This window comes from Streptomyces sp. NPDC015171 (assembly GCF_043079545.1).
Taxonomy (GTDB): domain Bacteria; phylum Actinomycetota; class Actinomycetes; order Streptomycetales; family Streptomycetaceae; genus Streptomyces.
Genome location: NZ_JBIBUO010000022.1, coordinates 1 through 13,795, shown reverse-complemented (window position 1 = coordinate 13,795; position 13,795 = coordinate 1). Strand labels below are relative to the sequence as shown.

At 69.0% G+C, this 13,795-nt stretch carries 13 protein-coding genes; 11 read left to right on the top strand and 2 right to left on the bottom strand.

Annotation, left to right across the window (positions count from 1 at the left end):
- Nucleotides 1-16 precede the first annotated feature (16 nt).
- The 10 genes from ACF073_RS36420 (at nt 17) to ACF073_RS36375 (ending at nt 10,616) form a co-directional block, all read left to right on the top strand.
- A complete protein-coding gene (locus ACF073_RS36420) occupies nt 17-1,234 on the top strand; it encodes an MFS transporter (RefSeq protein ID WP_392075782.1) in 1,218 nt (405 codons plus the stop codon).
- Between the two features lie 113 nt (nt 1,235-1,347).
- Nucleotides 1,348-2,112: a maleylpyruvate isomerase family mycothiol-dependent enzyme gene (locus tag ACF073_RS36415; protein ID WP_392075781.1), complete on the top strand. Its 765-nt coding sequence runs from the start codon at nt 1,348-1,350 to the stop codon at nt 2,110-2,112.
- 647 nt (nt 2,113-2,759) lie between these two features.
- A complete protein-coding gene (locus ACF073_RS36410) occupies nt 2,760-4,793 on the top strand; it encodes a hypothetical protein (RefSeq protein ID WP_392075780.1) in 2,034 nt (677 codons plus the stop codon).
- A 304-nt stretch (nt 4,794-5,097) separates the two neighbouring features.
- Nucleotides 5,098-6,177, top strand: coding sequence for a MerR family transcriptional regulator (locus tag ACF073_RS36405; RefSeq protein WP_392075779.1), 1,080 nt, complete (start codon nt 5,098-5,100; stop codon nt 6,175-6,177).
- A gap of 11 nt (nt 6,178-6,188) precedes the next feature.
- On the top strand, nt 6,189-6,368 hold the full coding sequence (locus ACF073_RS36400) for a hypothetical protein (RefSeq protein WP_392075778.1): 180 nt from the start codon (nt 6,189-6,191) through the stop codon (nt 6,366-6,368).
- Nucleotides 6,369-6,905: 537 nt separating this feature from the next.
- Nucleotides 6,906-7,547, top strand: a complete 642-nt coding sequence (locus ACF073_RS36395) for a hypothetical protein (protein WP_392075777.1) — start codon at nt 6,906-6,908, stop codon at nt 7,545-7,547.
- A gap of 211 nt (nt 7,548-7,758) precedes the next feature.
- Nucleotides 7,759-8,280 carry a hypothetical protein gene (locus tag ACF073_RS36390; RefSeq protein ID WP_392075776.1) on the top strand — a complete coding sequence of 174 codons (522 nt, stop codon included), beginning with the start codon at nt 7,759-7,761 and terminating at the stop codon, nt 8,278-8,280.
- Nucleotides 8,281-8,407: 127 nt separating this feature from the next.
- Nucleotides 8,408-8,818: a hypothetical protein gene (locus ACF073_RS36385; protein ID WP_392075775.1), complete on the top strand. Its 411-nt coding sequence runs from the start codon at nt 8,408-8,410 to the stop codon at nt 8,816-8,818.
- 887 nt (nt 8,819-9,705) lie between these two features.
- Complete coding sequence (locus ACF073_RS36380; protein ID WP_392075774.1) at nt 9,706-10,077, top strand: VOC family protein; 372 nt, start codon at nt 9,706-9,708, stop codon at nt 10,075-10,077.
- 230 nt (nt 10,078-10,307) lie between these two features.
- Nucleotides 10,308-10,616 (top strand): ImmA/IrrE family metallo-endopeptidase, encoded by a 309-nt coding sequence (locus tag ACF073_RS36375; protein ID WP_392075773.1) that lies wholly within the window; start codon nt 10,308-10,310, stop codon nt 10,614-10,616.
- A 45-nt stretch (nt 10,617-10,661) separates the two neighbouring features.
- Here ACF073_RS36375 and ACF073_RS36370 read toward each other — a convergent pair whose 3' ends face one another.
- Nucleotides 10,662-11,714, bottom strand: a complete 1,053-nt coding sequence (locus ACF073_RS36370) for an aldo/keto reductase (protein ID WP_392075772.1) — start codon at nt 11,712-11,714, stop codon at nt 10,662-10,664.
- 107 nt (nt 11,715-11,821) lie between these two features.
- Between ACF073_RS36370 and ACF073_RS36365 the strand changes: the two genes are divergently transcribed.
- Entirely contained in the window at nt 11,822-12,451 is a 630-nt protein-coding gene (locus ACF073_RS36365) for a TetR/AcrR family transcriptional regulator (RefSeq protein ID WP_392075771.1), read from the top strand.
- Between the two features lie 13 nt (nt 12,452-12,464).
- Here ACF073_RS36365 and ACF073_RS36360 read toward each other — a convergent pair whose 3' ends face one another.
- Nucleotides 12,465-12,599, bottom strand: a complete 135-nt coding sequence (locus ACF073_RS36360) for a hypothetical protein (protein WP_392075770.1) — start codon at nt 12,597-12,599, stop codon at nt 12,465-12,467.
- Between the last annotated feature and the right edge of the window lie 1,196 nt (nt 12,600-13,795).

The following is a 13,795-nucleotide window of genomic DNA, read 5'->3' as shown; positions in this document are numbered from 1 at the left end:
CCCTAGTGTCGGCGGCATGACTCCTGGCGCCGACCCGCCCCTCGTCCCGGAATCCACCGCCGCGAAGGCTCCCGCACCGGCGCGACCACCCCTGCTCAGCCGCGCCCTGTTGCTGCGGCTCGTGAGCGTGGTGGCCGTGACGGTGAGCTTCTTCCTGCTGCTGTCGGCGGTGCCTACGCACGTCGGCCGCGGTGCGGCGGGCCTCGCGACGAGCGCACTCATGCTGTCCACGGTGCTCGGCGAGCTGGCCGGCCCCCGCATCCTCGGCCGGTACGGCCACCGGGGGCCGCTGGCGGCCGGGTTGTTCCTGCTGGGCACCCCCGCCCTCGCACTGCCCCTCGACGGCGGCGCGGCGTGGACCGCGTCGATGTGCCTGGTACGCGGCCTGGGCTTCGGCCTCACGATGGTGGCCGGCGGCGCCCTGACCGCGGCCCTGATCCCCGCCGAGCGCCGGGGCGAAGGGCTGGCCCTCGTCGGCGTGGTGGGCGGTGTGCCGTCGCTCGTCAGCCTGCCCTTGGGGGTCTGGATGTCCGAACACCTCGGCTACGTTGCGCTCACCGCGACCGGGGGCCTGGCGGCCCTGGCGGCGATCCCGACCGTGGCGGCGCTTCGGGAGGTCCAGGCGCCGAGCACGCCCGAGCGCCGAGCCGTGAGCGCCGAGACGCGCGCGCTCGGCATGGTGGCCGCCGTGCGCGCGGTCGGGCTGCGGCGCCCCACGGCGGTCTTCTTCGCCACCGCACTCGCCGCCGGCATCCTGGTGACGTTCCTGCCACTGGCCGTCCCGCGCGCGTCGGCGGGCATCGCCACTGCGGCCCTGCTGGTGCAGAGCACCGCGTCCACCGCGGCCCGCTACGCGGCGGGCTGGTACGGCGACCGCCGGGGCGCCACGCGGCTCGTCGCCCCCGGTCTGCTCGCGTCGGCGGCAGGGCTGTCGATGCTGGCGGCCACGGCCAGTCCGGTCGCCGTACTGACAGGCGCGGCCGTGTTCGGCACCGGCTTCGGCGTCGTCCAGAACGCCACCCTCACCCTCATGTACAGCCGCGTCTCCCGCCCGTCGTACGGCACCGTCTCCGCGCTGTGGAACCTCGCCTACGACGGCGGGATGGGCGTCGGAGCCGCGGGCTTCGGCCTGCTCACAACGCACACGGGGTACGCCTGGGGGTTCGCGTTGACGGCGCTGATGATGACGGCCGCACTGGGCCCGGCGCTGCGTGATCGGCGGGCGGCGGCGTGAACGGCCCGGCTTACGAGGCGCACCCCGCCCACCTCCGGGCGGGGGCGGGCGGCGCGGTCGGACGCGAGGAACCGTCCCATCACGGGCCCCACCGAGGCGGTAGGGGAGTTCCGGTGAGCCGGCACCCGACCTTCGCGGACGACGCCATCGGCTACGTCGTCGGCTCCGGTGCCCGCCTCCTGCGCACCGCGTCGCGCCTGTCCGACACGGCGGTGCGTGCGCCGTCGGCGTTGCCGGGGTGGACGCGCGGCCACGTCCTGGCGCATGTCGCCCACACCGTCGACGCGTACGTGTGGCTGCTGGGGCTCGCGCACACCGGCTGTGAACCGGGGCCGCGCACGGACGCGGCGGCGCTCGCGTCGGCGGTCGAGCGGGACGCCCTGCTGTCCGCCGACCGCATCGCGACCCGGTTGCGGCACGATCTGGACCGGTTCTCCGTCCGGGCCCGCGCGATGCCCGCCCCCGCCTGGGAGCGACTGGTGCCGGCGCTGCCCGGCTGGCGGCACCCCGCCTGGTACGTCCTGCTGCGCTGTCTGCGTGAGTTGGAGACCCACCACCTCGACCTGGGCACCGGCCACGGCACCGAGCAGTGGCCCGACGCCTACGTCGCCTGGGCACTGGACGACACCCTCGCGACCCTGCGCGCCCGGGGCTTCCCGCTCGCCTCGGTGGAGGCGGTGGACCTCGGCCGGAGCTGGTCCCTGGCACCGGAAGGGGCCTCGGTCGCCGGGGCCGGGCACCAGGTGCTCGGCTGGCTCACCGGGCGGACTCCGGCCGGCACGCTGACGGCCGACCGCCCGGCGCGTCTCCTGTCGCGCCCGCCGGCGTGGCCCCAGCCGCCGCTGCCCGGCTGGGGCCACGCGGGCGACGAGCCGTGAGTCCGGGCGCCGGTCACGCGGTCACTCGGTGCGCCCACCCGTCTCGCCGGCAGGTTGAGCGGTTCCTGATCCCCTGCGCTTGACCGTGCATCCGCCCGCCCGCCCGACCTCAGCGAGCTGCGCGCCCGCGGCATGGTCCGCAGCCGCCCCACGCCCCGCCAACGGCGCCACGCACCCTCGGGACCGGTCATGCGGACGCTCCTGTGGGCGAGTTCCCTCGTGGTGCCTCTCCGTACGCTGCGTGACCCGCCACCGCCCGCACCCGGCACCTCGCCGGGTGGCTCCTCGTGTTACCTCGGGCGTGATCCGCCAGGTGCCGTGACGTACGTCGAGCATCGCGATGAGGTCGGCCTGCCGGGGGAACGAGACGCCCAGCCGCCACGGGGCCGGCAGGGCAGCCAGCCCGACGGCGACCAGATCCTCGGTGGTCCCACCAGTGTGGCGGAGGGCGTCGGTCGTGCCTCCACCGCTGACGTTGTCGCTGTACGCCACGCTCCACGCCAGTGCGGCAGGCTCATTGCAGGACACCTTTGAAGATATCCAGTCGATTACGGTGCGTTCAGTTTCTGTGACTTTCAGGTGGGGGAGGTTCGGGCCGCTGCCCTGACCTGTGCGGGTGTGGGGTGTTTTGCAGGGATGGGGGTTCTGTGACCGAACGTGGGGACGCGCCGCCGGCGGAACGACTGGAGCGGCTACGCAACTCGTTGATGGGAACATCCACCAGGGCGCGGGCTGAGCGGTTTGCGACGCAGGGGCACACGAACGTGCTGATCGGTGCCTCGTTGCATGCCGCGGACCGGTTGCGGCAGGGCAAGGCGCTCAGCGACCTGGAGCGGTGGCTGCTGGAGGTGCTGGGGGCGGCGCTGCCCGAGCAGGAGGTCAAGGACTGGGGCCGGGTGTACCGGGAGGCGGTGCAGGCGCTGGGCGAACGGGTGGCCGTGGTGCCCCCGGCCATCTCCGGTCGACCGGTGGGCACAGGCTTCGCTCTCACCGATCTGGGGCTCGTCCTGCCTGCGGTGGGTCAGGAGCACGCGGCGCTGCCCAATACCTCGATCGTGGACCGGGAGGCGACCGCGGCCGGCAAAAACGCTGACAGCCCCTCGTTTGTACAGGCGCTCCCCTCGTACGGGTTCGGCGCCACCGTCTTCCAGCGGCCTCGGCGCGTGTCGGGCGCCGCTCACGACACCGGGGACCCGTCGCGGCTCGGGGCGGAGCGGGCGACCGCGCCGACGTTCCGGGTGAAGCTGGAGCTGGAGAGCTTCCGGTGCAGGCGGGCAGTGGGCGACCAGGGGGGTGGCAAGGACGAGATCTACTGGGCTTCCTCCACCGGCAGTGACAAGCAATCAGGCGTGGGCTTCATCTCGCAGGAGTTCGGCAAGATGAAGGTCAATGAGACCGGCACCTTCGACGTCTCGCGCCGGACTGTCTTCGAGGGGCAGGTCAGCGAGGGCCTGGTGCTGTCCCTGTCCTGCTGGGAGGCGGACCAGAGCCCCCCGGCATGGGCCCGGGCCCTGCAGACCGCGCTGACCGAGATGAGCGATCGGATCTTCAGCCACTGGGGGTGGGCGCTGGCCGGCATGCTGCCCGGCGGCCACACGGAAATGCTTGTCGGCCTGGCGGCGGAGATCGCCGGCATGTTCGCCTGGGTCGTCAGCCATGTCCGCAACGAGGACGACCTCTCGTGCGCTCGGGTCATCCTCCTCGACCAGTACGATCTGGCGCTCATGGCCCGCGGCAAGCTCCGCACCTGGGACTTCAACGGCGATGGCCACCACCTGCTGACCGTGAAGTACAGCGGCGACATGGTGCCCTTCCCCGTGGGAGCCCTGGAGTACGCAGTGCGTACCGGCAGCGGCCTCACTGCCGCTTGGTCGGTACCGGTCACGCTTCCGTGGGACAGCATGACCGCGCCCGCGCTGGCGTCGTTCAAGGGCAAGCTCCACTGCGTGTATGTCCGGCCCGACCAGGCGGTGATGTGGACGGTCATGGACGGAACGACCTGGAGTGAGCCCCAACAGATCCACGGGTGGGCTTCCCTCTACGCGGTCGCGCTGTGCGAGTTCAGCGGCAAGCTCCACCTCGCCCTGACCGGTAAGGACGACGTGCTCCGATGGGCGACCACCAGCAACGGCACCTCTTGGACCGAGGTGACGTCGGTGCCTTCGAAAGCGGAGAGGGCACCGGCCCTGGCCGTCGGCGATCTGGACGTGTACCTGTGGATGAACCACTCGGGTCCGGACGGCCGGCTCAACACCCACTGGCATCACAAGACATGGACCTCCTGGCGTGGCAGCTGGGGTGACAATCTCGGCTGGATCGTCACCCGGCCCGCTGCCATGGCCAGATACAAGGGCCGGCTGTGGCGGATCGCTACCGGGACTGACCAGCGCATGTACGCGGCCACCGGGACGAGCAAGCTCTACGGGACTGAGGTGCGGCCCCACTGGACCAACGTCGGCACCGTCAATGCGTGGCCCAGCACGCACGGACCTGCCCTCGCCGTCCACCAGGACGACCTGTGGGTCTTCCACCGCGATACGGAGGGCGCGCTGCGCTTCTGCCGAGAATCCCAGCACTGGGGCGCCTTGGGCCACGTCAGTTGGCAGGCGCCGGCGAAGCCCATGGACGAACCGTCAGCGGCCTCCCACAACAGCAAGCTCTACGTGATGTACCGCCGCTGAGCCCCGCAGTACGTGAACACCGCTGTGCGGCGGCCCCGCCCCAGTCGGGCGCGGGACCGCCGCACAGCGGTGTTCAGCAGGGTCCCGGCAGATCACAAGCGGCACGATGCCATGGCATAGGGCCTGCCGCCATCGGTGCCCGCCAGTCGATCCTCGCCGCGATGGACCGCCTCGTCGCTTTTGGCCCTTGAGAACGCAGCCCTGGCTGCTTCCGGCACCGGCGCCTCCTTGGTTGACCTTCACCTTGGGGGAGGCCACAACATCAGTGGGCCGGGTAATGCGCTCGGCATGAGGAGGAGCGAGCATGGGGTTGCTGACCATCGGGGCGTTCGCGAAGGCGTCCCGGCTGTCGCCGAAGGCGCTGCGTCTTTACGACGAGCTCGGCCTGCTGAGCCCAGCACGCGTCGACCCGGTGACCGGCTACCGCCTGTACGCACCCGACCAGTTGGACCAGGCCAGACTCGTCGCCTGGCTCCGGCGCCTGGGAATGCCGCTGGCCCGCATTCAGCACGTCTGCGCGCTGGACGCGGGCCCGGCGGGCCAAGAGGTCCGCGCGTTCTGGGCCCAGGTCGAGGCCGACACCGCCACACGACGGGACCTGGCCACCTTCCTCATCGACCACCTGTCACGGAAGGACCCCGCCATGTCCCCGACCGCCAAGCCCCTCGGAATCCGTTACGCCGCTCTTTCCGACACGGGTCTCGTCCGCGAGAGCAACCAGGACACCGCGTACGCGGGATCCCGGCTCTTCGCTGTCGCCGACGGCTGCGGAAGCCAGGGAGCCCCTGCCAGCGCAGCCGCCATCGACGCGCTCAAGCACCTCGAAACCGACAGCATCCCTGCCGGCAACCTCCTCAACGTCCTCGAAGACGTCATCGAACAGGCCAAGCAGGCCGTGCACGACGCCGCCGGGACGGGCTCTGCATCCGAAGGCACAGGCACGACGCTCACCGCGATGCTCTGGACCGGATCACAGCTGGCACTCGTCCACATCGGCGACTCCCGCGTCTACCTCCTGCGCGGCGGAGAGCTGTTCCAGATCACCCACGACCACACCTTGGTCCAGTCGATGGTTGACGAAGGACGCCTCAGTCCGGAAGAGGCCGCCTCCCATCCCCAACGGTCGCTCTTGGAGCGGGCCCTGGGCCCAGGAGCCGACACCACTCCCGACGTGCGCCTCCACGACGCGCGGATGGAAGACCGATATCTGCTCTGCTCCGACGGCCTGTCGACTGTCGTGCCGAGTCAAGACATCCACCGAGTACTCTCCGAGATCAGTGAGCCCGAGCAGGCCGTCCGCGAACTCATCGCCCTCGCCAACGCCTCCGGCGGACCCGACAACGTCAGCTGCGTAGTCGCCGACGTCATGGAGCTCCAGCAGTAGGAGCGAGCGGCATGCACTTCGACGTGCACCAGATCCGTCCCCACGAACTCATCCGCGAAGCCGACGAGTACCGACTCGCCCGACAAGCCACGGGGCCAAGCCGGCTCCGCTGGCTCCCCGGCATCGGCTCCGGGAGCGGCCAGGTCATGACGCATCCCTTCAACCGGAAGCTGTACCCGATCGGTCGGTGAGCCCGGCCGCCTGGCGCCGCGCTCGACGCCTAGGATCCGGCCCGTGAAGACGTCCCCGATGAGTTGGTCAACCTGGAGCCGGCTCGCCGGCAGGCCAGGCGGTCGCGGGCTGGACCGGGGGAGCAGGTGGTTCCCTCGTGCACGGTGACCAGGTGGACCACGCGCTGGGCTATGACGATCGCATGGTCGGCCGAACGTCCGTCATAGGGGTGGCGAGACCGGCGTCCACGGCGGTCCGGACGCCGCGGTGCCTCGGTCGTCCATGAGGTGCCGGAAGATCGTGCGGTGCGACTCGTCCACGCGGTCATCCTCTCCGGTGGAAGTCGGCGATGTACTGCTCCGAATGCTGATCCGACCCCGGCGTGACGGGGTACATGCTCGCGGTGCCCGGTGGCCGGCATCGATGAGGGATGCGAGGGCGCCGTGGCGCTGCCCGTGGCGGGAAACGGAGGACCAGGCGGTATGGCGCGTAGGCGTGCAGATGCGAGCACCAGGCATCCTCGGCATGAGCGCAGGGGTGAGGCGCGACTGCCGGCGGTGATCGCGACGCTGGCCGCGATCGCTCTGTACCTGGTGCTGCCGCAACGGCTGCTGATCGCTCCTCGTTATGTGCTGCCCGCCCTGGAATGCCTGCTGCTCATTCCACTGATCGCGATCAACCCGAAACGTCTGACCCGGCAGACGAAGGCTTTTCGGGTGCTGTCGCTGACGCTGGTAGCGGTCATCGCCGTGAGCAACCTCGTGGCATTGACCGTCCTGATCCATGAGCTGGTGTACGCCGGGGTGAAGGACGGCCGCTCCCTGCTCCTGGCGGCGCTGCAGGTGTGGCTCACCAACATCATCGTTTTCGGTCTGGCCTACTGGGAGCTGGACCGAGGCGGCCCCGTCAGCCGCACCCAGGAGCCTCGTTCCATGCTGCCTCTGGCGGACTTCCGTTTCTCCCAGGACGAGAACGACGACGCCGTCCAGGAGGTCGCCGACGGTGCCAGTGCCACCTCGGACTGGGTTCCGACGCTGACCGACTACCTGTATGTGTCCCTCACCAACTCCACGGCCTTCAGCCCGACCGACACCATGCCGCTGACGACCCGTGCCAAGGCCATGATGAGTGTCCAGAGTGTCTCCGCCCTGTTGACCTCACTCCTCGTGATCGCGCGAGCCGTCAGCATCCTGCACTGACAGACCACCGCTGTGCTGTCTCGACAACTACCGCCTTGAGGTGAGTGGCGGTGAAGCGCGGCTCATGGCGGTGCACTGAACCGATCGGGCTCCCGCGATGCGCAGCCGCCTGACCACCATCGCCGCTCGACAGGCGTGGTGCCGGCCGTGAGATGGGTTACGGGGTCAGCCACCTGGCGCCGCCGTCACGGGATGGCCCAAGCTGGCCTGCATGGATTGGTTGCCACTGCTCTCCACTCTGACCGGGGCCGCGATCGGCATCGTCGCCACTCTCATCGCCGACCGGAACCGGTGGAAGCATGAGGATGTCAAAGAAGCCCATCGACTGCGGCTCGACATCTACACGCAGTACACCACCACGGTGAAGGTCCTCGGTGAGACCCTGCGGGCCTTGGCAAAGCGAGGGCACCCCTCGGACGACGAGCGGGCGCTTGCACTGCGTGAAGCCTTTCGGGATTCAGGCATCGCAATCGCATCAGAACGGATGTGGCTTATCGCACCCCAACCCGTCGTCCAGGCCTCCAACAGCGTGTTCCACTGCCTGCGACGCATCTGCGACGGCTATGCCGACGGCACCGTTGTCAGCAGCCCAGAGGATCGCGCCCGCTGGGAGGCACGCGGCAAAGCAGCCGCCGAGATGCGCAAGCTCATGCGCGAAGACCTCGGCGTTGGCCCACTCACCGAACGCCACAGCCCACTTGTCGACGACTACAGCAACCCCGCTGCGCAGTGAGCGTGACACTTCCGCCCGGCACCTGCTGAGCTTGATGAGAACAAGTCGCTTATGTGACAACTACCGTGCTTCGGCTGGCGGACGAGCGGCCGACACCGATGTCGGGCGTGCGCCGTAGGGTGACCTGATGTTCGATCGTTTGGAGATCAAGGTGCTCCCGCCGGGGCCACGGTTCCCTGCGCAGTTGCGGTTCTGGGTCAACGGCGAGGACGTGGTCGAAGAGGCGGTTGGCGAACACGGCCGCGGACCGTATGCGACTGATGCGCTGCCGACCGACTGTCCCAGCCCTCTCCGGGCGACCGGCGAGGCACGCCGCCTGGAGCTGGGGGAACCGGACTGCACCGGTGGCTGCTGTGGCTCCCTGACCGTGGTCGTCCAGCGGTTCGGGGAGATCGTGCAGTGGTCGGACTGGGAGGTTCCGGGGGCGGCGCACACCCCCGTGCCCCACCCCCCGCCGGAGCTCCACTTCGATGCGAGTCAGTACGACGCCGAAGTGTCTCGCGCCGAGACGGACCGCTGGTGGCAGGAACATCCGTAGCCCAGCAAAGGGGTGCGGACATCGGAAGGGCCATGGAACTCTGCTGACCGGCGGATGACGTTTCCTTCTCGGGAACATGGCGGCTGACACCGCCGGCGATGGAGCCGCACAATGCGATGAAGGCGGCCGAGGCAGTATACGCGGCCACTATTCGTGCGCCCTTCGTCATCGTCGGGACCTCGCCGGCGGCCGGTGCAGTCTCCCAGTGAATGTCACCCGTGCACACCCCGCACAGATCCGCCGCACGGACACCGGACAGGTACGCGATCTTGGTCATCACGTAGTCGCGACAAGCCGCAATGTACTTCCGTGCGTTCGGCAGGTCTTCCGGCGAATTCGTGAAGAAGCTACGCATCGCTCCCTGCGACGGCGGGATCCCCAAACGGCTCCGCATCCGCTACGACCGACGCGCCGGCCTCTACCAGGGCTTGCCAGAACTCGCCCAGCGTGATCTGCCTGCGACGACTCCAGAAGAGTCGCCGCTCCCCGGGTCAGTAACTGAGGCGGACATCGGACCGCCCGCCGCCGACCGGAACCAGCGTGAGGTCCAAGTCACGCCAGGGCTTCACCACTGCGACAGTCCTAGACCCATCTGGATCCGGACCCCGGAGAGCTGCCAAAGCCTCGAACAAGGTCCTCACGCTCTCCCATCCCGGCCCTGGCATAGCGCGCCAAGAAGTTCGGCTGGTCACATCAGTACTCACTCAGCTCACTGAGCAGGGACTCCCCCTGCAAAAATTGCCACTTCGTCACGACCTGCCCCCGTCCTCGACCGCTCGCTCGAAAACGCATCCTCGCAGCACACAACCACCTGACCATGCACGTCATTCTGAAACGATCAGTTAGCGTGTGACATCGCGAGAGTCACCGACCGGCCCGGAGCTGCCATGCCACCGCAGATGAAGCTGTCCGCGATAACACTCGACTGCTCAGACCCTTTGGCGCTGGCTGCGTTCTATCAGCAGGCCACCGGCCTCGAACCGCATCCGAAGTCCGACGCCGACTTTGCCGGTCTCAACCACGAGGACGGACTCTTCATCGGTTTCCAGCGGGTCGATGACTACCGGGCTCCCCGCTGGCCCGACCAAACCGTCCCCCAGCAGTTCCACTTCGACTTCGATGTCGACGACCTGGACGAGGCCGAGGCATGGCTCCTGGATCTGGGCGCAAGCAAGCCGGAGTGCCAGCCCAATGAAGATCGCTGGCGGGTGCTGATCGATCCAGCCGGGCATCCGTTCTGTCTGACGGCCAAGGGCTGATCGCGCTCCGGGTGACCAGCAGCCAGTCGTCGGTGAACAGCGCTGCGTCCCGCCGACGTCGTGCCGGTGCCGGCGGGGTGCAGTGGTGGTGTGGCTGGGTTATGCGGTAAGGCCATGGGCCGTGCACGTGAAGTGCTCACTGGGCGTCGCTGGCGCGGGCGTGGTGTGGCACTGGAGAAGCGTGTCCGGCTTCCGCTGGCCGACCTGCCCGGCTTCCCCGGCCGCTGATCGTGTTGACTCCGAACAGGACCGGCGACGTCTACCGCCACCGCTTCAGCGCGGCCCACGAGCTGGGCCATCTGGTCCCGCACGGCGACGCCAGCCCCGGTGACATCGCACAGGAGCGTGAAACCGACACCTCCGCGGCGGAGTTCCCCCCCCGCGAGTCGATCCTGTCCGACCTGCCCGCACGAGCCGACCTGCACAAACCGTCGCAGCTGTGCGACGTGTGGGGGTCTCGGTGCACTCCCTGCTGTACCGCTGCCGAGAACTCGGTCTCCTGTCGGACTCTGCGGCAAGCCGGGCCTGTCAGCGCCTGAGTCTGGGACGCGCGGCTGTACCGCTCCAGCTGCCCGACGCGGATGTCATGCAGCGGGCGGAGGCGCGACAGCTGGCGGGTTGAGACGGGCGAAGCCTTCCTGTCGCTGGTAAGGGAAGTACGGGTAGGGCGCTGTCCTGCCGCTCGCCGCATCGAGTTTCGCCATCTGCTCGGGCGTGAGAGTCCAGCCGACGGCACCGAGGTTCTGGCGAAGCTGGTTCTCGTCGCGGGCGCCGATGATGACGGAAGAGACGGTCGGTCGCTGCAGCAGCCAGTTGATGGCGATCTGCGGAATGCTTTTGCCGGTCTCCTGCACGATCTCGTCGAGGACGTCGACCACGCGGTAGAGGTGTTCGTCCTCGACCGGCGGGCCGTAGTCCGCGGTGTGGTGCAGTCGGCTGTTGGCCGGAAGCGGCTGACCGCGGCGGATTTTGCCAGTGAGCCGTCCCCAGCCGAGGGGGCTCCAGACGAGGGCTCCGAGGCCCTGATCGAGCCCGAGGGGCATCAGCTCCCATTCGTAGTCACGGCCGATGAGGGAGTAGTAGACCTGATGTGCGACATAGCGGGAGTGGCCGTACTTCTCCGCGCTCGCGAGGGACTTCATCGCCTGCCAGCCGGCGAAGTTGGAGATGCCGAGGTAGCGGACCTTCCCTGCTCGTACGAGATCGTCGAGCGTGGACAGGACTTCCTCGATCGGCGTGCCGGCGTCAAAGGCGTGCAGCTGGAACACGTCGATGTAGTCGGTGCCGAGCCGGCGCAGGGCGTCCTCGCATGCGGTGATCAGGCGCGAACGAGAGGAGCCCGCATCACCAGGTCCATCGCCCATCGGCAGGCCGGTCTTGGTGGACACGATCACCTGGTCCCTGCGGCCTTTGATCGCTTCGCCCAGCACCTCCTCGGAGGCCCCGCTGGAGTAGACGTCGGCGGTGTCGAACATCGTGATCCCGGCGTCGAGGCAGATGTCCACGAGCCGGCGCGCTTCGTGCGCATCGGTGTTGCCCCAGGCGCCGAACAGCGGCCCTTGGCCGCCGAAGGTGCCGGCGCCGAAACTCAGTGCGGGGACCTTGAGGCCGGATGCGCCCAGCCGCCTGTATTCCATGGCTCTCCCTCTCTCGCCGCCCGAACCGAACTAATGGTCTTGGAGTTCCGTTAGTGTGGAGTCTCAACGTAGCAGGTGCGAGTGATTAACGAAACTGGAGTCCCGTTATGGAGTTTGAGGGTGCGGAGCCGGGAACCGTCCGTCCTGGAGGGCGCACGGCGCGGGTGCGGTCGGCGGTGCTGCAGGCGGCGGGGGACGCCCTGGCGGAGCATGGCTTTGCCCATCTGGACCTCGCCGACATCGCGCGCCGGGCCGAGGTGGGCAAGACCACCGTCTACCGTCGCTGGGGAACCGTGACCGGCCTGGTGGCCGATCTGCTGGTGGACATGGCCGAGCAGTCACTGCCGCGTACCGAGACCGGCTCGCTGCTCGGCGATCTCAAGGCCAACGCCCGGCTCGTGCAGCGCACCTTGGCCGACCCGCGGCAAGGAGCGCTGTTCAAGGCAGTGATCGCCGCCGCCACCTGCGAGGCGAAGACAGCCGAAGCCCTGCACCGCTTCTACGACATCCGCGTCAAGGAGTGGGCACCCTGCGTTCAGCAGGCCGTCGACCGGGGCGAGGTGCCCGAGGGCACCGATGCCCACGAGGTGATCCGTGCCGTCTCCGCACCGCTCTACTACCGCCTGCTGACCAGCAGCGACCGCCTCGACGAAGCCGCCGCGGACCAGGCCGCCGAGGCCGCAGTGGCTGCGGCGCGAGCGGGAGCGTACCTGCGGGGCGGCGAAGGCCGCGCGTGATCGGATTCCCGCTCTATGTCCCCTCCGTGTGTTCGACCCGGGAGAACGTGGTGTGGGCCTGCGTGAGGTAGTCAGCGAGGAGCCGGGCCACGTTCTGCGCGTCAGCGCGGGCTGAGAGGGTGCCCTTGGTGTCCTGGGTCTTCTGCATTTCCGGAAGGAAGTGCCAGGTCAGTGCCTTGATCCGCCTCTCGATCCGGTTGAGGTCGGCTGACAGCGTCCGGGTGTTCTTCGCCAGCTTCCCGATGGACGTGCGAGCGCCTTCGGCCTGACCCCGTCGTCCACGCCCGCGCGTCCGGGCGACGGCGTGGTCGCGGGAGCGGGCGGGTGCTGCTGCCGGTCGCGAGCCGCCTGGCCCGGCAGGTGGGCACGGTGCGGGAGGAGACGAACACCCGGCTGTGGTCGACGCTGTACCGGCTGGACGTCGCCGGGGGGGCACTTCGGGATGCCGCGAGGACGGCAAGAGCGGAAGGCCGGCGCCTCTGGCGTGGTGAGCCGGGTGCGGCCGCGCGCCGAATGCAGCACGCGGCGCTGCGACCGGCACCCGCACATATAGATCATGGAATGAATGCTGCCGGAACCCATGCTCGCTGTGGCGGTAGGCGATCCTTCCCTCCCTGGGAACGCTACAGCCGAGGCGAAGTTATGGGCAGGGATTCGGGAACGCCAGCATGGCCCCCTCGCGGCTCGCTACGCCCACGTGATCATGGAGCTACGGAACAATGGCCAAATGCGCCACCGTGCGCTACGTCCCGCCACCCAGGCCGCATGAGCGGACGCAAAGAGACGTCAGCACTTTGGGGTGGATACGTCACTTCCACCACCCGATCAGGCCGCGTCCCCCCGTCATGGAGAACTCAGGCGCTCTTCGACGCCGCACGTCCACCACGTGGAGACGCTGCTGCTTGGCGAACGTCACGGGTGGGCACCCCGGACCAGTAGGTCCTCAACGGCACAGCGCGCCCGGTACACGGGGCAGACGTCGCAGTGATCGTCACCAACGGACGGGTGACCCACCGCAGCTACGGCAAGGCCGTTGGCGGCGGTGCTTGCACTGGATCACCCAGCGCCTTCCGTACGGGTCGGTTGCCTTCACATCAGAGCCAAGACCACCGCCATCACCTACACGGACCGCGTCGATTCAGCCATCACGGTGCATCAGCTCCCGGATCACGTCCTCGAACCGGGCATGATGCAGAGCGTCCAGCTCGGGCAGTTGGTAGCGCAGACCCTGAGCCCGTACTGCCTCTCACCTAGAGCGTGTTTTAGAAATCGCTGCCCTGTTTGGTTGGCCGTCGGGGGAAGTCGCGGGCGGCCAACCAGATGGTGAGGTCGCGGGCGATGTCG